An 18,356-nucleotide genomic window follows, 5' to 3' on the forward strand; every position below is an offset into this window, starting at 1 on the left:
TCGGTTACTATCATTTTTCCAGGAAAACGGATTTTTTTATGCATTCATTTTTGGATATTTATGAGTTTTGCAACACCCTCTATTAAATGTAAAAGCATGGCTGATGTGTTAAAAAAAGAAGGAAATATTAAAAATTAAGATTGTCTAATAGGCTTAAACCTTAACTTATCATTAGTGTTATAGAAAAGATTATATGTGAATAGTCATAGGAAAAGAATGATCAGACTCTTTTAGAAAAAAGGTGGTTGTATACAATAGTACGAGGAATGTTGGACTTAATTTCTAATTAACTGTATATTTACAAAAATCTAATAAAGTTCATTTGTTATTTAAACGACATTAACATGTATTAGATAAAATAGCCCTTGTAATGAATCAATTATTATGAGGAGGATTCAAGTGGACAGAAATGCTTTAAGAAAAGTAAAAGGCCTTATTGGATTATTAATGGTTTTTGTATTAGCATTCGTATCATTTCCATGGAGTACATCAGTCAAGGCGGAAGAGAAAAAGCAAGAAAGGGCATCAAGTGAGAAGAAGATAGTTTTTCCAGTTGTAAGTGATGTGCATATTAAAAACAGTGGAACAGATGATACATTTCGCTGGAAAAGAGCGATTGAACAGTTTAATACACTAGCACCAAAGCAAGATGCATTTATTATTGTAGGTGATTTCACGGATACAGGGTCAGTGCAGCAATATGATCGTTTCATGCAAGTGTATAATGAAAATGCAAATAAAGATGCCGTGAGAATGAATTCTCTTGGTAACCATGATTATTGGAACGGTTTATCTGTAGAGGGCGCACAGAAGCGTTTCTTAGAAAAAACAGGTATGGAATCAATTTATTATCATAAAGTGGTAAAAGGTTATCACTTCCTTGTTATGTCTCCCGAGAATGGAACAACTCATGGCTATTATTCGGACAAGCAAATTAATTGGTTAAAAGAAGAAATGGTAAAAGCACAAAAAGATGATCCAGAAAAACCGATTTTTGTATTTTTACATCAGCACATTAAAGATACAGTATACGGTAGCCAAGAATGGGGAACGCAAGATAGCGCAAAAATTAATGCAGTATTAAAAGAATACCCACAAGTTATTACGTTTTCAGGTCATTCACATTATCCGTTAGATGATCCGAGATCGATACATCAAAAAGACTTTACATCAGTTGGTACATCTTCAGTAAGTTATATGGAAGTTGAAGGTGGTAAAGTACAAGGGAATATCCCGCCAGGAGCTAGTACGTTAAGCCAAGGTTTATTAGTAGAAGTAGATGAAGAAGAAGTGAAGATTAATCGCCGTGATTTCCATACAAATTCTTGGACAGGCGAGCCTTGGAAAATTAAATTACCAGCAAAGAAAGAAACATTTACACATGTAGAAGATCGTGATAAAGAAAAGCCTTACTTTGCTAAGGATGCAAAGCTTGCTGTATCAAATGTAACAGCAAATGCAGCAACAGTAACATTCCCACAAGCGTTGGACAACCTTCTTGTTCATTCTTACCGTGTACAAGCTAGAGATAAGCAAACGGGAGAAATAAAGAATAAATTGTTAGCATTCTCAGAGTTTTATCGTGATCCAGTGCCGAAAGATCTTACGTTTACGCTTGCAGGGTTAGATGGCGGGAAAACATATACACTTGAAGTCGTTGCAATTGATTCGTTTGGTAATGAAAGTGCGCAACCGTTAACGGCAGAAATTACTACGAAAAAAGATGATATTGATCCGAATGTAAAAGTGCCAAAGGCTGATGTTTTTGATGTGAATTTTGCAGATGGTACATTTAAAGACAATTCACCATTTGGAACAAAAGGTGATGTGAAGGGCAATGTGACTATTGAATATGATAAAGCATTGAAAAAGAATGTTATGAAGTTAAACGGACAATCTAATACATTTGGATACCTTCCATTTTCAGCAGCACAAAAAGAGAAAGTAGCAAATACATTTACGTTAGAAACGGTATTTTCAATGAATCAAATCCGTGGACAAGGTATTTTGCAAAATACAGAGAGCGGTGGAATTGGATTTGAGTCTACAGGAAGCGGCTATGTTGAATTATGGGCTCACATTGGCGGCAGTTATAAACGTGTTGGAGTTCAATTAGAAGCAAACAAAACATATCACTTAACAGGAACGTATAACGGAAGTGAAGTAGCTATTTATGTCGATGGTAAAAAAGTAAATAGCCAACCAGCTACAGGAAAAGTGTATCATCCAAATGTACCATTTGCACTTGGAGCTGATCCTGATAGTAACGGCAATGGTGGTATTCCGTTAAACGGTAAAATCGCGCTTGCGAAATTATATAGTAAAGCGTTAAGTTCTTCAGAAGTATTAGCAGCGTACAATGAGTTTTCTAACCGTACGAAGTTAGAGCAAGTAAATGCGTTATTTGAAGAACTTGGAAAAGTAAAAGAAGTGTTAGCTGGTACGTATGAATTTGGTGATAAGCCAGGTCAATATTCAAAGGAAGCATTTCAAGAACTAGAGAAAAGCTATAATAATGCAAAACAAGTGTTTGAAAATGTAGCAAGTAATGGAGAGCAAATTGTTCAAGCGTATAATGAATTAAAAACTGCAAATCAAACATTTATACAATCTAAAGTAGTAGAACAACCGAAAACATTGAAAGAAAAATTACAAATTCATATTGAATCTGCAAAAGTAGTAGTGAAAAAGGCGCAAGCTGCAAACGTAACGGGCGGTTCAGTGAAAGCACTGAGTCAAAAAATTACAGTGGCAGAAGCTGTAGTGAAAGATGTAAAAGTAAAAGATACACAGGTAGAAACAATGAATCGTACGATGGAATATGCAATTTCACTCGTTGAAAAAAGCATAAACAAGTAAGAGAGAAGAAAAGAAGCTTATCATGATAGGCTTCTTTTTTGTTATACTAAAAACAGCATAGAAAAAAGGAGCGAATAATTTGGAACAGAAAAAGCTAAAAAGAATTCTTGAATATGTATGGATCGCGGTTGTGCTCCTTGTAGGATATTATCTCTTAAAAGAGAAAAGTATTTGGGTTTTATTTTTAATGACTTTCTTATTAGCAGGACTAGGAACGTTATTTATTAACTTTTTCTTTGATAGTTTGAATGCCTGGAAGAATAAAAAGAAGGGAACGAAGTAAAGGAGGGAATATATGCAAAAGTGGAAGCTCATATATCAGGTGATTATTTTTCTATTGCTTGTAGGTATTGGAATGGTTAAATACTCGACATCAATAGGAAATTGGGCATGGTTTACAGCTTGCATCGGCATGTTTTTCATTTTACAATCGTTGACGAAAAAATATAATAGTACAGAAAGATAGCTCGCCGCTAAAACGGCGAGCTATTTTGTTATGCTTTTTTCTTTTCATCATTTGTTTTTTCAATAGCTAAATGACTATGTTTCCTAGAGTAGAAGAAATAGAAGCATAAGCCGACTATAAGCCAAACTGCAAAGCTAATCCATGTTGTTTTAGACAAATTGATCATTAAATATAAGCAGCAAAGAATCGCGACAACTGGTAATACAGGTACGAAAGGTGTACGGAATCCACGTTTTAAATCAGGGTGTGTTTTTCGTAAAATAAGTACTGCGCAGCAAACGAATGTAAAGGCTGTTAACGTGCCGATGTTTACTAAATTCGCTAGCAAATGTAAGTCTAAAAGGCCTGCTAATAAAGCAGCAACAACGCCAGTAATCCACGTATTTAATAAAGGGATTTTTACTTTTTTATTTACACGTGCTAACGCTTTTGGAAGTAAACCGTCACGGCTCATCGCATACGAAACGCGAACTTGTCCATACATAACGACTAAGAGAACGGTTGTCATTCCAGTCATCGCTCCAACAGCGAGTAGTCCTGCAATTGTATCCTCACCAACGAAATGCAATGCAAATGCAACTGGATCAGAAACGTCTAATTGCGTATAAGGAACCATACCTGTTAAAACGAAAGATACGATCATATATAAAACAGTACAAATAAGAAGAGAACCGATAATACCAATTGGTAAGTCACGCTGCGGTTTTTTCGTTTCTTCTGCAGCTGTTGCGATTGCATCAAATCCTAAGAAGGCGAAGAACACAGTGGCAGCCCCAGTAATAATACCGTCGTATCCGAATGGGATGAACGGTGTCCAGTTTTCAGGTTTTACATATTTTGCACCTGCTACGATAAAGGCGATAATAACGGCTAACTTGATAAGAACCATAATATTATTAATGCGTGCGCTTTCGCGTATACCAAAACTTAAAAGGCCAGTAATAAGAAGTAAAATACAGACAGCAGGTAAATCGATGAGACCACCTTTTCCTACGCCGGGGGCCGAGGCGATTATGGCGGGCAGGTGTATATTGAACCCTTGTAGTAATGATTGCAAATAACCAGACCAACCGACAGCTACTGCTGCAACGGCAAGTAAATATTCGAGCATTAAACACCATCCGACGATGAAGGCGACGACTTCTCCGACTGTCATGTATGCGTAAGTATACACACTTCCTGAGACAGGAATAGAAGAAGCAAATTCAGCGTAACAAAAGGCTACACAAGCACAAGTAAATGCAGCAATAAGGAATGATAGCATAATACCAGGACCAGAATGTTTTGCTGCAACAATACCTGTTAATACAAAGATCCCTGTCCCAATTACGGCGCCGATTCCTAAAAATGTTAAATCGAGTGCGGTTAATGTTCTAGCTAGCTGCTTTGGTGATTCAGTACTAAGCGCTTTTTTTCGTAATAATGACTTCACTTTGGACTCTCCCCCCGTTTTTTCATTTCCATAACTGCGACTATAGTATGAGTCCATTAAAAAAGAGTAAGTAAGGAAGTGGAGGTGCAGTTATGGTATGTAGTTTTTTAAAATTGCTGGATTAATCTTAATATAATTCAGAATATTTTGTCAAATAAAAATATGACAAATAAAATGCGGATCAATAGGGGAAACTACTTGCAGAAATGGACGGGGGTTAACGACCCACTGATTAAAGTTAAAGTAGGAGCAGATGCTATGTTATTTTATTTTGAACTTGTCGTCATTTTACTTTGTACGAAATTAGCTGGTGACATTAGTGTAAGACTTGGTCAGCCTTCTGTACTTGGTAAGTTAATTGTCGGTATTATTATCGGTCCGGCTGTACTTGGTATTATTAATAATTCTGAACTGATTGATGAATTGAGTGAGATTGGTGTTTTGTTACTTATGTTTATGGCGGGACTTGAAACAGATTTAGAAGAGTTAAATCGGAATTTGAAATCGTCGTTTGCAGTAGCGGCCGGTGGAATTATTTTTCCTTTCATCGGTGGTTATGTAACAGGATTGCTGTTTGGATTAATACAATCCCATGCCATTTTTTTAGGCTTATTACTTTGCGCAACATCGGTTAGTATTACGGTGCAGACGCTACGTGATCTAGGAAAAATGAATACGAGAGAAAGTACAACAATTTTAGGTGCTGCCGTATTTGATGATGTCATTGTCGTTATTTTATTAGCATTTGTAATGAGTTTTTTAGGAACACAAGATGTGAATATAACACTGGTCATTGTAAAGAAAATTATTTTCTTTGTAAGTATTGTTTTTATTGCTTGGAAAGTCGTTCCTTGGATTATGAAAATGCTTGTCCCGCTTCGTGTAACAGAAGCGTTAATTAGCGCGGCTCTTATTATTTGTTTCTCTTTTTCTTATTACAGTGAAATGATGGGAATTGCAGGCATTATTGGAGCATTTGCAGCAGGAATTGCTATTTCTCAAACAGAGTATAAGCATGAAGTGGAACATAAAATTGAACCGATTGCTTATGCAATATTTGTTCCAGTATTCTTCGTAAGTATCGGAATGGAAATTACATTTCAAGGCATTGGAAGTCAGCTTTGGTTCATTATTATTATGACTCTCGTTGCGATTTTCACAAAGTTAATCGGATCCGGCTTAGGCGCAAGACTGACAGGATTTAATCGCCAATCTTCTATCAGTATTGGTGCGGGGATGGTATCACGTGGTGAAGTAGCGCTTATCATCGCAGCAAATGGACTTACGGCGAATTTATTAGCGAAAGAAAATTTCACAGCGATTGTTATTGTTGTTATATTGACGACGATTATTACACCGCCACTTTTGAAGAAATATTTTGTATAAACAGGAAGGGCTTATCTGATGTAGGTAAGCTCTTTTTTTATTCCCAAAAGCAATGATCATATAGCATGAAGGGTTTGTAATTATGGTAAAATCTATGTATGTGATATGACAAGGAGAGGGAAGTGTGAAGATTACGAAGGAGAAGGTTATCGGTGTAATCGTACTTATTGCAGTATGTATACCATTTACTGCATGGAAAGAATCTAAAGTGAAAGATTTTCCGGTTTCTATTTTTTCGGAAGAAGCAGATGGTGAGTACGGTCAGAAGCTGAAATATACTGCTTTTTTACCTGATGTTGCGATTTGGATGAACGGTTGGGAAAAGAAGTGGACAGAAGGGGAAAGAACTGTTTATCAAAAAGGGAATCGCATTGTAAATGTGTTTCATCCTCCTGGCGATGATGGTTATTACCTTCTTGAAGCAAGAGAAAATAAGTGAACGCAACCGTAAGAAGTGGAGGTTAAATAGTGAAAGCTTCAACATTACTATTTAAAATTGAAAGTAATATGGATCAATTTTCACCAGCTGAGAAGAAGGTTGCCATGTACATAATGGAGAATGCAGAGATTGTACCGAATTTAACGACGAAAGAAGTGTCAACGAATGCAGGCGCAAGTGAAGCGAGTGTCGTTCGCTTTTGTAAATCGATTGGAATCGGAAGTTTTAAAGCATTTAAGATAGCACTCGTTCGTGAATTAACGATTGCTGATTATAATATTAACGATTTTTCAGTGATGAATACAGAAGATGGACCGTATGATTTATTTAATAAAGTTACTTATGTGAATAAAGCTGCAATTGAGGCGAGTGTTACTGCAATAGATAAGAGGGAACTTGAGAAAGCTGCAGATCTTATTGTAAATGCGAATAAAATTATATTTTACGGCGTAGGCGGATCAGCTACGCCAGCAATGGACGGGGCTTATAAATTTACGCGGCTTGGATTTACAGCGATGATGCTATCTGATTTTCATATGATGTTGCCGCTTGTGACAAATTTAAAAGAAGACGATATATTTGTTGCGATTTCAACATCTGGTCGAACGAAAGATGTGCTTGAAATGGCGCAGTATGCAAAGAGACAAGGTGCAACTGTTATTGGAATTACGAAATTAGATCAATCATCACCCCTATATAAAGAAGCGGATATTCGCCTTTGTATGCCAGATGTAGAACAAGACCATCGTATTGCGAGTATTGCTTCGAGAATGACACAATTGAATATGATCGATGCTTTATATGTTATTACTTTCAACCGAATTGGCAATAAAGTATTGGATCAATTTATGGAGACGCGAGAAGAAGCGTTGCGGTTACGGAAGTTAAAGTAGAAGAAAAGATGAGGAGACTCATCTTTTTTTATCCCGTTAACGGGCAGTAAGCCCCCCACTTCAAAATTCAGCGGAAGCAAAGAAAGTTAGGTGGGGGATCAACTGCCCGTAAAAGCCCGATTGGTGCGGGCTAATAATCAGTGGGGATGAACAAAACCCCACTGATTAAAGTTTCACTTTATGATCTTTGACAAAAATATGTCATGTAGTGAAATTTTATTTCATAAAATAAGAAAGAGTTATTGATTTTTAGTTTCTTAAAGTTATAATAAAAGTGTGAAATATAATTTCAAAGAGGGTGGCAATATGTTAGAAAATTTATCGACAGAACATCGTAATGAGAAAACAATGAATCTGGATGAAATGAGCATAAAAGAAGTGTTGCAAAGTATGAATGAAGAAGATCGAACTGTTGCGTTAGCAGTTGAAAAAGAGATAGAACAAATTGAAAAGGTTGTACAGACTGTTATTAAATCTTTTGAAGAAGAGGGACGCTTAATTTACATTGGTGCTGGTACGAGTGGTCGTTTAGGTATTCTAGATGCAGTGGAATGTCCGCCGACATTTGGCACGGATGATAAAATGGTGCAAGGGTTTATAGCAGGTGGATTGAAAGCGTTTACTAAAGCGGTGGAAGGTGCCGAAGATCGCGAAGAGTTAGCGGAAGAAGATTTAAAAAGTATTGGATTAAATGAGAAAGATACAGTGATTGGAATTGCTGCAAGTGGCAGAACTCCTTACGTAATCGGCGGCTTGAAATACGCACAGAGCGTAGGAGCGAGTACAGCGAGTATTTCTTGTAATAAAAATGCTGAAATAAGTAAATATGCAAAGTTAAATGTGGAAGTAGAGACAGGTGCAGAAATATTAACAGGATCAACGCGTTTAAAAGCTGGTACAGCACAAAAATTAGTGCTGAATATGATTTCAACAGCTTCGATGATTGGTGTAGGAAAAGTATATAAAAACTTAATGGTAGATGTTCAATCCACAAATGAAAAGTTAGTAGAACGGTCAAAACGAATTATTGTGGAAGCAACAGGCGCTAGTTATGAAGTAGCGACAGAGTATTATGAAAAGGCAGAACGTAACGTAAAAGCTGCAATTGTTATGGTGTTGTTGCAGTGCGAATATGGGGAAGCAATGGAGAAACTAAAATACGCTAAAGGGTTTGTGAAGAAAGCACTATAAAATAATAGGGAGGGGGATTCTATTATGAAGAAAGAAGAGAGAATGGCCAAGGAAATTTCGGAGCAACTTGGAGGAATAAAAAATATTCGTAGTATTGCTCATTGTATGACGAGACTACGATTAACGCTTCATGATGAAAGTAAAGTAAACATGGACCTTTTGAAAAAAGTTGAAGGCGTTATGGGTGTTATAGAAGATGAGACGCTTCAAGTTGTCGTTGGTCCAGGAACAGTAAATAAAGTAGCAGCTGAAATGGAAGGTTTGACAGGACTACGAATTGGTGAGGTAGCAGATCATCACCTTGAAGATATTGGGCAAGAGATGAAATCAGAGATTAAGAAGAAAAATAATACACCGGTGAAAAACTTTTTACGAAAAATAGGGAGTATTTTCATCCCATTAATTCCAGGTCTTGTTGCGTCAGGAATTATAAACGGGGTTGCTAACTTTGCGAAAAACGCTGGTGCTGATCCAAATGCAACGTGGTTACAAATGTTACTACTCATTGGCGGCGGTATCTTTACATTCTTAGGAATTTTAGTCGGCTGGAATACAGCGAAAGAGTTCGGCGGGACACCGGTTCTTGGGGCAATTGCTGGTATTTTAATTTTCAATCCGGCGATGGCAAACGTAAAATTGTTTGGTGAAGCATTAGTGCCCGGACGGGGCGGATTGTTTGCAGTTATTTTCGCAGCATGGCTTATGGTTGTAGTGGAAAGACAAGTTCGAAAAGCAGTGCCAAATGCAGTTGATATTATCGTGACGCCACTCATTACTGTATTAGTTGTAAGCATCGTAACGATGTTAGCAATTCAGCCATTAGCAGGTTTCTTATCAGATGGTATTACGAGCGGAATTAATGCTATTTTAAATATTGGCGGAGCATTTGCTGGCGCAGTACTTGCGGGAACATTTTTACCTCTCGTTATGGTCGGATTGCATCACGGTTTAACACCAATTCATATGGAATTTATTAATCAAACACAGGTAACACCTTTATTACCAGTACTCGCAATGGCTGGTGCTGGCCAAGTGGGCGCAGCAATTGCGATTTATGTGAAAACAAAAAACAAGCGACTTCGAAATGTAATTAAAGGTGGATTGCCAGTTGGCTTTTTAGGAATTGGTGAGCCGTTATTATACGGGGTGACATTACCACTTGGGAAACCGTTTATTACTGCTTGTTTAGGAGCGGCTGTCGGTGGTGCATTCCAAGCAGTTATGCAAACAGCTTCTCTTGGAATTGGCGTATCAGGGCTATCTTTAATTCCATTAATTGCTGACAATAAATATTTACTATATTTCTTAGGTTTAGTAATTGCATATGCTTTCGGATTTATCTTTACGTACTTCTTCGGATTTAAAGAAGAAATGGCAGAAAACATATAGAGAAAGGGATTCCTTTCTCTTTTTCTATTAATAGAAAGGGAGATTTATATGATCGGAGTTTCCATTTATCTTTCAAAAGAACGAGTAGAGAAACAAGAAGAGTGGCTAAAAGTAGCGAAGGAAAATGGGTTTACATCTATTTTTACATCACTGCACATTCCAGAAGATGATCCAAATACGTATAAAGAGTTAATTCAAATATTGGGGAAACAAGCTCTTGCACATGAAATGGAGCTAATGGTTGATGTTTCTCCAAAATCGTTACACCATTTAGGGCTAACATATGAAAATGTGGAAGAGCTATTGGACTGGGGCATTACCGGTTTAAGAATGGATTACGGCATTGCGCCAAAAGAAATTGCAAGCGTATCTCATAAGATGAAAGTAGCTTTAAATGCGAGTACGATTACAAATTCATTTTGGAAAGAATTACTTGCAGAACATATAAGAGTAGAGAATGTAGAAGCATGGCATAATTTTTACCCACGTCCAGAGACAGGACTAGCAAAGTCCTTCTTACAAAAACAAAATCAATATTTACAGAAGTGCGGAATAAAGACGATGGCATTTATTCCAGGAGATGCGGAAAAACGAGGTCCGTTATATGAAGGGCTACCAACGTTAGAAAAACATCGCAATATGCGCCCGCTTGAAGCTTACTTAGAACTTGTTCAAGATTGTGGTGTTGATAAAGTATTGATTGGAGATATAAGCGCAAGTTTGGAAAGTATGCAAGAAGTAGCTAGTGCAAGTAGAGGGATTATTCCATTGCGTTACAAATCATTTATAACTGATAAAGAAGTATTAAAAGTGGTAGAGCAAGTGCATACAAATAGACTAGATCCAGCTCGTGATGTTATTCGATCTGTAGAATCAAGGGAAGGAAATAGAGTGGTGTTACAGCCGATGCATACAATTGTAAGAAAGAAAGGCAGTATTACAATTGATAATGAATTGTATGGTAGATATGCAGGGGAGATGCAAGTTGCTATAAATGATTTATCTGTAGATGAGAAAGTGAATGTTGTTGGAATGGTTGTGGAAGAGGACGTTTCTTTACTGCCTTATATTGGCGCTGGAAAAATGTTTCAACTTTTTCTATGCGATAGAATAAAAGCTTGAATTAGCGCTATTTTGTAAGAAAACATTATCCGTAAAACGGATAATGTTTTTTGTTTTCTTTAAAAAAGTATTTGACGAATGAAATAAAATACCGTATTGTTTTGACTTGTAAATAAAAGTTCACCATAACAAAACAAAAAGGAGAGTTCAAAATGAATCAATATATTGGGAATTTAATTATTCGTATCGTGTTAGGAGTTACGTTCTTTGCACACGGTTTAGCAAAGTTTCAATCAGGTATCGATAATGTAGCAGGATGGTTTACAAGCATCGGTTTACCAGGTGGTCTTACATACGGCGTAGCAACAGTTGAATTAGTTGGTGGTATATTATTAATTATCGGTTTAGGTGTACGATATGTAGGATTGTTATTCGCTCTTATTTTAGCTGGAGCTATCGTAAAGGTAAATGGAGCAGCAGGTTTATTAGGAGATGGAAAGAATCCAGGATATGAATTAGATCTTGCATTATTATCAATGGGTGCGTATTTATTCGTAGTAAAAGCAGAAGGATATGTAGATCGTTTCTTAAAAGAGAAAGTAATGAAAACGAAGTAAATTTTATTTATAATTGTTGACTTGAAGAAGTATTGTAACTATAACGATTACAACAAATAGATTAAGAGTAAAACAATTTAAATATTTTTTTACACAAGATGTAACTATGTCAGTTACGTCTTGTGTAAAAATAAATAAACGGGAGGAAGTAATATGCCTAAATCAAATTTAGAAATTATTCAAAGCACGTATGAAGGATCAGCGTCTTCGAATGCAAAGCATTTAGCAGAAGCCTTCTCTGAAAAAGTGGAATGGACAGAGGCAGAAGGTTTCCCGTACGGCGGAACATATAAAGGCGTAGAAGCTATAATGGAAAATGTATTTAGCCGTTTAGGATCAGACTGGGATGATTATAAAGCAAGTGTAAATACATATCATGAAGTAAACGGAAAAGATGTAATTATTGCTGAAGGTATGTATTCTGGAGTTTATAAAGAAACAGGAAAATCATTTGAAGCAGAATTTGTTCATGTATGGCAGCTTGAAAATGGAAAAATCGTGAAGTTTAAGCAATATGTAGATAGTCATATTGTTAGGGAAGCGATGAAGAGCTAATGTTTTTTAAATGGATTGTAGGTATATGTATTACCATTATGGTAATCATCTCTTCTATAGTTGGCGGAAAGAAATTGCTTGCATATGTGGAAAAAGAAAATACAAATATTCAAATCGAGCGAGCGGCAAACGAAAAAGAGAAAAAAGCTGCAGAAGAAGCCCCGCAAATTAGTGAAGGTGAAATTATTTCTACTATGCATAAAATGGTGCACCAAAAGGTAAAATCCTCTGAAAAATGGGGATTTGTAGAAATGACAAAAAAGGAAATTTCTAATGTAAAAAGGGATATTGAAAATAGTACAGGTTTTCAATATAAAATGAAGTTATTTTCTATTATAAATAGATGGGAAAAAGGAGATTTTTCTCAAACTGTTGAGGATCATAACTTTTTATGGAGCCTTCAAGGTGGAGATACTGGTAAGGCGACGGAACGTTTATCGCCAGAAGAGGAAAAGCAGTATATAAAAGAAATGAAGAGAAAATAAAAACATCGCCAACCCAGATGACGATGTTTTTTCATTAAGAATGTTTTCGCATTAAAGGTCTAACAGGCTGAACGGCAACAGTTTTAAAATGAGAAAATAAATAACATCCTGTTACAACGACAATTGTCCCTAAAATTTGTATCCACGTTAATTCTTCTCCGAGAAATATGAATGCTAAAATGGCTGTGAAAATTGGATTGAAGTTTAGAAAAATACCTGATGTAGTTGCGCCTAATTTTTGTACGCCAATATTCCAAAATACCATACAAAGAACTGTCGAAATAAGCCCAGTATATAAAAGTGATGTGATGAAAGAAGTATTTATATTTGAAACAGTGAAGCTACCTATGTTAAACGGTAGTAATAAAATAACGCCGAAAATACCAGAGTACAACGTTGCCATAAGTGGTGTAGTTGTTTTTGTTGCCCATTTACTACAAACAGAATAGATTCCCCAAATACAAACTGCTGCAATCATCCATAAATCACCGCTATTAAAATGTAGTGAAAATAAAAGCGAGAAATCACCTTTTAATAGGACGAGGATAACCCCGAAGAATGAAAGAATCATGGATAGGATTTGAAGTGTATTTACTTTTTCTTTTAGAAATAATACTGAAAATAATGCGATTGAAATTGCATTCAATGTAGAGATAAGACCTACATTCGTAGCGGATGTTTTTTCTAATGCTAAAAATTGAAAGATGTTAAAAAGAGCGACCCCTGAAATTCCCATCAATATTAAAGGAAGTATTGCGGTACGTGGTGGAAGGATTTTCTTTTCTTTAAACCATACCATCGGTAATAAACAAACAATCGCAATCATCCATCTTAAATTTGTCAGTGTCATCGGCGATGCATGATCGACGAGTGATTTTCCAACGACAAAATTTCCTCCCCATAATAAGCTCGTTAGTAATAGTAAAAAGACGTAAAAATAAGGCATGCTAAAATCCCCTTTTTTATAATTAATACGAATTGTAAATAATTTTAGCATTTTTCTTTATTGTGTAATATATTCTTTTGTATAATGGTAAAAACTCGATAAAATATTTATCTGTGAATGATATTTACAGAATGATATTCAGTTTTGGATAAATTATAAGGTGTTTTTTCGAATAATCATCGGTAAGAAAAAAGGGGGAATTGTAATGGAGTCGTCTGTTATTAAAGTGTTGGATGATTTGGATGTACAAATTTTAGATATATTGCAGAAGGAGTCACAAGTAAGTAATGCAGAGCTGGCACGTCGCGTTAATTTATCACCGGCTGCGATGCATGCAAGAATAAAAAGGTTAGATGGGGAAGGGTTCATCGATAAGCAAGTTGCGATTTTAAATCAAGAAAAGCTTGGGTTTGATTTATTATGCTTTATTTTTATGAGTACGAATATTCATCAATTTGACAAGTTGGAAGTGTTGGAGAAAGAATTAGAATCGATGCCGGAAGTGTTAGAATGTCACTGTTTAACAGGGGAGTACGATTATTTATTAAAGGTTGCAAATCGTGATCGTAAAGAACTAGAGCAGTTTATTAGAAAGCTGAATAAGCTTGGTATTACACGTATACAGACGAGTTTGGCACTTCGTGAAATTAAATATTCAACAGTATTGCCGATACGAGATGAGGAACCGAGCATCGATTAGATTGCTTGGTTTTTGGTTTGTATAAATTGATTGACGAGGAGAAAAGAGAGAGGTATTATTATATAAAATTATGAATTAAAATTCATTTTAAGTTATAAATATTAATATTGAGGGGCAAGGGGATGTAATATGAAAATCTGTAATGCGGTGACGAGTGATGTGAAAGAAATTTATAGTCTTATTGAGGTTTATGCAAAAGAGGGAGTTGTTTTACCGCGTTCTCTTTTATCTCTTTATCAATATTTGCAATGTTTATATGTTATGAAAGAAGACGAGAGAATTGTTGGAGTTGCTGGTTTACATGTATTAGGGGAGGACCTAGCAGAAGTCCGGTCGTTAGTCGTTTCGCATACATATGCAGGAAAAGGGATTGGACGTATGTTAGTGAATCATGTCATGAATGAAGCTGCGAAAATAAAAGTGAGTAGAGTTATTTCTTTAACATATGAAACGGAATTTTTTCAAAAGTGCGGGTTTGATTTTGTGAATAGAGATGCATTGCCAGAGAAAGTATGGATTGATTGTAGGCATTGTCCAAAGGTTGATTATTGTGATGAGGTGGCGATGATTCGGTATGTTGGGTGAATTTTTCAGACAGAAAAAGTCCCACTATTATTTACGTAATAGTGGGCATCTATGTTTTAGGGGAAATTAAGAACTTGAATTCGTTTTTCTTACTGCAAACTTAAAAATGGGGTTTTTAAGTTCATAGTTATAAGTAGAACCATCGACAAGCCCTACAACTTTATCGCTATCATAAAGATCGAGCATAAATTGTGCCATTTGTTTTGCAGTGTGGAATTTTGGTACAACATTATCGTATTGGAATTCATCAATATCAAATGAACGCTTCGCAAATTCTGTTTCAGTTGCAGCAGGAGCTAAAACTTTTGCTTGCAGTTTTGCGCCTTGTTCTTTCAGTTCGTGAGACAGCCCTTCTGTAAATGCACTTACATAGAATTTCGTAGCGCAATACGTAACAGCATCAGCAACAATCGTGTATCCGCCGCCCGATGAAACGTTAATAAGCTGTGTTCCGTCAACCTTTGAATAATCTCGAACGAAAAGAGAAGAGAGTATTGTTAGTGCTTCTATATTGACATGCAACATCGTCTCGATTTTATTTAAATTTTGTTCAGCAATTGAGGCGAAATTACCAAAACCTGCGTTGTTAATCCACGTTTCAATTTGAAAAGATTGTAGGCTTTCATAAAGTTTATAAACATCTTCAGTAACAGATAAATCAGTTCTTCGAATGACAACATCCAATTCTGGATGCATTTCGTTAATTTTCAATTTTAATTCGTTTAATTCTTCTTGTCTTCGAGCTACAAGTACTAAATTTTTTCCGCGAGATGCAAATGCTAAAGCTGCTTCATAACCAATTCCGGAACTTGCGCCAGTAATAACAGTGTATTTCATATAAAATCCCCCTAAGTTCAAATGAATTTATTATGGTTAGATTGTATTTGTTAGAGTATACTCTAAGTCAAATGTTTTTTATAAATTTGATAAGGTCATAAAATATATGAGGGTAAGCATGTGGAGGGAGTTTTAGTATGTACACAATTAGCGAGGTAGCAAAATTATTAGGCGTGAGCACACATACACTACGTTATTATGAAAAGGAAAATATATTAATTGCAAATCGAGATACAAATGGAAATCGACTTTACGAAGAGTCACATATAAAGTGGTTGCAGTTTGTAATGAAATTAAAACAAACGCAAATGCCAATAGCGAAAATAAGAGAATACGCTAGATTATATACAGAAGGGGAGCATACAACAGAAGCTCGTTTACAGCTCCTAGAAGATCATAGGAAATCTATTCAGATTCAAAGAGAAAACTTAGAAGTTACAGAGAAGATGCTCGAGAATAAAATTCGTGCTTACAAAAGCTCATTGGAAAAATAAATAGAAAACAAAATTCGCTCCTTAGTTATAGGATAAACATGGATTTGATCTCATAGTGTGTTGGTAAATAAAGAAGAGCAGCTAGCAAAAGCTAACTGCTCCATTCAAGGGATCTCTCCAAGGGGGAGTGGAGAAAATATTATGTTACTAGCAGTATTGACAGATTATTGAGAAATATACAGTGGACGATAGAATTTTTTCTAACTACATGTGGAATCAGAAATAAATTGTCTGGTAGGACAGTTTATTCGACTATTTACAGACTGATTGAATCTTCATTTTATGTTTAATTTATCTGCTTATCGTTGATAATTAGCTATTTTTTTACTGAAAAATAATAGCTTTAACAATAAAGTTTATAAATAAAATAAACATAGTTATATATCACATTATATTTATAATATAATGTGAATTATGAAGTAAATCTATTATGGATAATAACAAAGAATATGTAAGCAGACTAGGTTATTCTTATCCTGATATTACTTATAAATAAACTAACAATGATAGATGGTGATTTAACAATAGAACAGGGGATAAAAAATAAAAGATGCATTCAAGAATAAATTTGAAAATAAATAAGAGTTGAAAAAACTAATTATTATTTCATTCCACAATAACTAGTAGGGAGATTTCTAACTCAAAATTAGGCTGAAGCAAAGAAGTTAGTGGGCAGTCGTGCTGTCCGTTAATGTCCGATTGGTTCAATTAATAATCAGTGTATAATGAACAAAATTCCTACTGATTAAGTTTTACTTTATATATTATTTAAGGAGTTACGTTAAAATGGCGACATATTTTACAAGAACTTTTTCCGAGATGATTCAATTTAGTCCCCCGTATGTTTCACCTATTATTGGAACAATATTTTTAATAATAGCGATAATACTTATATGGAAATACAAAAAAAACGACCTCTCTTTAAAGTTTTTGATCTTACGATTATTGCTAGTAAGTGTATCTTTTATTTATACAATGGGAGTATTAATAATTACAAGAATCGAGGCGATACCGTGGTCTATTTATGAAAGAGTGCTTGAGAATAAATCTATTTTTAAATTTTCTACACCACAATTAATTCCTTTTGATTCTATAATTCACATATTAAATATATATGGAATCGGAACTATTATTTTAGGTAATATATTACTTTTATTACCACTAGGATTTTTTCTGCCGTTATGGTTTCGAAATCTATTCAATTCTTATGTAGTAATATTCTTAATCATATTAACGTCAACAACAATCGAATTTTTACAATATCTTTTTGGGGTGGGAATACCTAATGTTGATGATGTGTTATTAAATACGATAGGAGGAGGAATTGGATATGGTTTACTAAAAGTAATCGTATGTTTTAAAAGTACATACAAATAAATAATCCACATGAATAATAAAGGGATGCTTGTATATCGATTCGTATCGTATTCCCTTATTCTATATTTCTGCGCATATTTATTATGAAAATCGATTCTTGACACAGTATGATTTATTCATATACAATGTGTATGAATGACATTCAGTCATTTTCTGTGGCAGGATGTAGTTAGTTTGAAAACGGAACAAATATAAATGGTAAATGAGGATGATAGTTGTTTATATATAGTAGTGATGAAAGAGCATATTTTTTTTAAAACAAAAATGACTGATAGTCAGTCATAAGAGGTGAGAGGTATGAAAAATAGAGCTTGGTTATATGTCATATTAACATGTATCTTTGAAATTTTTTGGGTGTTTGGTTTTAATACGGCTAATACTTGGTGGCATTGGATTATTATTTTAGGAGTTATCGCTGTTGATTTTCACTTCCTTTCTAAAGCGTGTGAACATCTTGCAACCGGGACTGTATATGCTGTTTTCGCCGGAGCTGGTACGGTAGGTACTTTCTTGATGGATGTATTTCTTTTCGGCGGAAGTTTCAGTGTAGGGAAGTTATTCTTTATCGTGATGGTTGTAGCTGGCGTTATCGGTTTAAAGCTAGCTGATAATAAAGAAGAAACTGTGGAAGGAGCTGCTTAAA

Annotated in this window: 20 protein-coding genes; 17 read left to right on the plus strand and 3 right to left on the minus strand. The window is 35.2% G+C overall.

The window, feature by feature from the left end:
* Positions 1 to 399 precede the first annotated feature (399 nt).
* The 3 genes from V6946_RS04335 to V6946_RS04345 all read left to right on the plus strand — a co-directional run bounded on the left by V6946_RS04335 (position 400) and on the right by V6946_RS04345 (position 3,325).
* On the plus strand, positions 400 to 2,859 hold the full coding sequence (locus tag V6946_RS04335) for a LamG-like jellyroll fold domain-containing protein (protein WP_197228867.1): 2,460 nt from the start codon (positions 400 to 402) through the stop codon (positions 2,857 to 2,859).
* Between the two features lie 79 nt (positions 2,860 to 2,938).
* Complete coding sequence (locus V6946_RS04340) at positions 2,939 to 3,142, plus strand: hypothetical protein (protein ID WP_000435803.1); 204 nt, start codon at positions 2,939 to 2,941, stop codon at positions 3,140 to 3,142.
* A 12-nt stretch (positions 3,143 to 3,154) separates the two neighbouring features.
* Positions 3,155 to 3,325: a hypothetical protein gene (locus tag V6946_RS04345; RefSeq protein ID WP_006921038.1), complete on the plus strand. Its 171-nt coding sequence runs from the start codon at positions 3,155 to 3,157 to the stop codon at positions 3,323 to 3,325.
* 28 nt (positions 3,326 to 3,353) lie between these two features.
* Here the strand turns inward: V6946_RS04345 and V6946_RS04350 are convergent, their stop codons facing one another.
* Positions 3,354 to 4,814, minus strand: coding sequence for an amino acid permease (locus tag V6946_RS04350; RefSeq protein WP_002040681.1), 1,461 nt, complete (start codon positions 4,812 to 4,814; stop codon positions 3,354 to 3,356).
* A 105-nt stretch (positions 4,815 to 4,919) separates the two neighbouring features.
* On the opposite strand from V6946_RS04350, the gene V6946_RS04355 reads away from it, so the two are divergent.
* The 9 genes from V6946_RS04355 to V6946_RS04395 all read left to right on the plus strand — a co-directional run bounded on the left by V6946_RS04355 (position 4,920) and on the right by V6946_RS04395 (position 12,774).
* Positions 4,920 to 6,143, plus strand: a complete 1,224-nt coding sequence (locus V6946_RS04355) for a cation:proton antiporter (RefSeq protein WP_406622247.1) — start codon at positions 4,920 to 4,922, stop codon at positions 6,141 to 6,143.
* Positions 6,144 to 6,267: 124 nt separating this feature from the next.
* The gene (locus V6946_RS04360; protein WP_000704958.1) at positions 6,268 to 6,582 is read left to right on the plus strand and encodes a hypothetical protein; all 315 of its coding nucleotides are present in this window, start codon (positions 6,268 to 6,270) and stop codon (positions 6,580 to 6,582) included.
* A gap of 29 nt (positions 6,583 to 6,611) precedes the next feature.
* The gene (locus V6946_RS04365) at positions 6,612 to 7,475 is read left to right on the plus strand and encodes a MurR/RpiR family transcriptional regulator (protein ID WP_000648169.1); all 864 of its coding nucleotides are present in this window, start codon (positions 6,612 to 6,614) and stop codon (positions 7,473 to 7,475) included.
* 306 nt (positions 7,476 to 7,781) lie between these two features.
* Positions 7,782 to 8,666: an N-acetylmuramic acid 6-phosphate etherase gene (gene murQ, locus V6946_RS04370; protein WP_006921037.1), complete on the plus strand. Its 885-nt coding sequence runs from the start codon at positions 7,782 to 7,784 to the stop codon at positions 8,664 to 8,666.
* A 24-nt stretch (positions 8,667 to 8,690) separates the two neighbouring features.
* Entirely contained in the window at positions 8,691 to 10,055 is a 1,365-nt protein-coding gene (locus V6946_RS04375; protein ID WP_000711297.1) for a PTS transporter subunit EIIC, read from the plus strand.
* Between the two features lie 48 nt (positions 10,056 to 10,103).
* Positions 10,104 to 11,177, plus strand: a complete 1,074-nt coding sequence (locus tag V6946_RS04380; protein ID WP_000580634.1) for a DUF871 domain-containing protein — start codon at positions 10,104 to 10,106, stop codon at positions 11,175 to 11,177.
* Positions 11,178 to 11,329: 152 nt separating this feature from the next.
* Positions 11,330 to 11,734 (plus strand): DoxX family protein, encoded by a 405-nt coding sequence (locus tag V6946_RS04385; protein WP_366981616.1) that lies wholly within the window; start codon positions 11,330 to 11,332, stop codon positions 11,732 to 11,734.
* 153 nt (positions 11,735 to 11,887) lie between these two features.
* The gene (locus V6946_RS04390; protein WP_001126697.1) at positions 11,888 to 12,289 is read left to right on the plus strand and encodes a nuclear transport factor 2 family protein; all 402 of its coding nucleotides are present in this window, start codon (positions 11,888 to 11,890) and stop codon (positions 12,287 to 12,289) included.
* Positions 12,289 to 12,774, plus strand: a complete 486-nt coding sequence (locus tag V6946_RS04395; protein WP_366981615.1) for a PRK06770 family protein — start codon at positions 12,289 to 12,291, stop codon at positions 12,772 to 12,774. The genes V6946_RS04390 and V6946_RS04395 overlap by 1 nt, the downstream gene beginning before the upstream one ends.
* A 34-nt stretch (positions 12,775 to 12,808) precedes the next feature.
* On the opposite strand, the gene V6946_RS04400 is transcribed toward V6946_RS04395, so the two are convergent.
* Positions 12,809 to 13,720 (minus strand): DMT family transporter, encoded by a 912-nt coding sequence (locus tag V6946_RS04400; protein ID WP_001146242.1) that lies wholly within the window; start codon positions 13,718 to 13,720, stop codon positions 12,809 to 12,811.
* A 205-nt stretch (positions 13,721 to 13,925) separates the two neighbouring features.
* Here V6946_RS04400 and V6946_RS04405 point away from each other — a divergent pair, with 205 nt between their 5' ends.
* Both V6946_RS04405 and V6946_RS04410 read left to right on the plus strand, forming a co-directional pair.
* Positions 13,926 to 14,420 carry an Lrp/AsnC family transcriptional regulator gene (locus V6946_RS04405; protein ID WP_000446095.1) on the plus strand — a complete coding sequence of 165 codons (495 nt, stop codon included), beginning with the start codon at positions 13,926 to 13,928 and terminating at the stop codon, positions 14,418 to 14,420.
* Between the two features lie 129 nt (positions 14,421 to 14,549).
* Positions 14,550 to 15,005: an N-acetyltransferase gene (locus V6946_RS04410; protein WP_000686669.1), complete on the plus strand. Its 456-nt coding sequence runs from the start codon at positions 14,550 to 14,552 to the stop codon at positions 15,003 to 15,005.
* A gap of 66 nt (positions 15,006 to 15,071) precedes the next feature.
* Here V6946_RS04410 and V6946_RS04415 read toward each other — a convergent pair whose 3' ends face one another.
* Positions 15,072 to 15,842, minus strand: coding sequence for an SDR family oxidoreductase (locus V6946_RS04415; RefSeq protein ID WP_000878077.1), 771 nt, complete (start codon positions 15,840 to 15,842; stop codon positions 15,072 to 15,074).
* Positions 15,843 to 15,979: 137 nt separating this feature from the next.
* Here V6946_RS04415 and V6946_RS04420 point away from each other — a divergent pair, with 137 nt between their 5' ends.
* From V6946_RS04420 to V6946_RS04430, 3 genes are all read left to right on the plus strand, one after another.
* On the plus strand, positions 15,980 to 16,336 hold the full coding sequence (locus V6946_RS04420; protein WP_006921034.1) for a MerR family transcriptional regulator: 357 nt from the start codon (positions 15,980 to 15,982) through the stop codon (positions 16,334 to 16,336).
* Positions 16,337 to 17,122: 786 nt separating this feature from the next.
* On the plus strand, positions 17,123 to 17,713 hold the full coding sequence (locus V6946_RS04425) for a VanZ family protein (protein WP_016121950.1): 591 nt from the start codon (positions 17,123 to 17,125) through the stop codon (positions 17,711 to 17,713).
* A gap of 297 nt (positions 17,714 to 18,010) precedes the next feature.
* Positions 18,011 to 18,355, plus strand: a complete 345-nt coding sequence (locus V6946_RS04430; RefSeq protein ID WP_000796022.1) for a multidrug efflux SMR transporter — start codon at positions 18,011 to 18,013, stop codon at positions 18,353 to 18,355.
* Position 18,356 lies beyond the last annotated feature (1 nt).

Source organism: Bacillus sp. PPSBB_2 (genome assembly GCF_045291115.1).
GTDB lineage: Bacteria > Bacillota > Bacilli > Bacillales > Bacillaceae_G > Bacillus_A > Bacillus_A cereus.

Excerpts from the sequence above, each read along its gene's own strand:
- V6946_RS04355 (WP_406622247.1), top strand. The coding sequence starts at position 4,920 with ATGACAAATAAAATGCGGATCAATAGGGGAAACTACTTGCAGAAATGG.
- V6946_RS04415 (WP_000878077.1), bottom strand. The coding sequence starts at position 15,842 with ATGAAATACACTGTTATTACTGGCGCAAGTTCCGGAATTGGTTATGAA.
- V6946_RS04350 (WP_002040681.1), bottom strand. The coding sequence starts at position 4,814 with ATGGACTCATACTATAGTCGCAGTTATGGAAATGAAAAAACGGGGGGA.
- V6946_RS04395 (WP_366981615.1), top strand. The coding sequence starts at position 12,289 with ATGTTTTTTAAATGGATTGTAGGTATATGTATTACCATTATGGTAATC.
- V6946_RS04405 (WP_000446095.1), top strand. The coding sequence starts at position 13,926 with ATGGAGTCGTCTGTTATTAAAGTGTTGGATGATTTGGATGTACAAATT.
- V6946_RS04410 (WP_000686669.1), top strand. The coding sequence starts at position 14,550 with ATGAAAATCTGTAATGCGGTGACGAGTGATGTGAAAGAAATTTATAGT.
- V6946_RS04400 (WP_001146242.1), bottom strand. The coding sequence starts at position 13,720 with ATGCCTTATTTTTACGTCTTTTTACTATTACTAACGAGCTTATTATGG.
- V6946_RS04380 (WP_000580634.1), top strand. The coding sequence starts at position 10,104 with ATGATCGGAGTTTCCATTTATCTTTCAAAAGAACGAGTAGAGAAACAA.
- V6946_RS04425 (WP_016121950.1), top strand. The coding sequence starts at position 17,123 with ATGGCGACATATTTTACAAGAACTTTTTCCGAGATGATTCAATTTAGT.
- V6946_RS04385 (WP_366981616.1), top strand. The coding sequence starts at position 11,330 with ATGAATCAATATATTGGGAATTTAATTATTCGTATCGTGTTAGGAGTT.
- murQ (WP_006921037.1), top strand. The coding sequence starts at position 7,782 with ATGTTAGAAAATTTATCGACAGAACATCGTAATGAGAAAACAATGAAT.
- V6946_RS04420 (WP_006921034.1), top strand. The coding sequence starts at position 15,980 with ATGTACACAATTAGCGAGGTAGCAAAATTATTAGGCGTGAGCACACAT.
- V6946_RS04390 (WP_001126697.1), top strand. The coding sequence starts at position 11,888 with ATGCCTAAATCAAATTTAGAAATTATTCAAAGCACGTATGAAGGATCA.
- V6946_RS04430 (WP_000796022.1), top strand. The coding sequence starts at position 18,011 with ATGAAAAATAGAGCTTGGTTATATGTCATATTAACATGTATCTTTGAA.
- V6946_RS04375 (WP_000711297.1), top strand. The coding sequence starts at position 8,691 with ATGAAGAAAGAAGAGAGAATGGCCAAGGAAATTTCGGAGCAACTTGGA.
- V6946_RS04345 (WP_006921038.1), top strand. The coding sequence starts at position 3,155 with ATGCAAAAGTGGAAGCTCATATATCAGGTGATTATTTTTCTATTGCTT.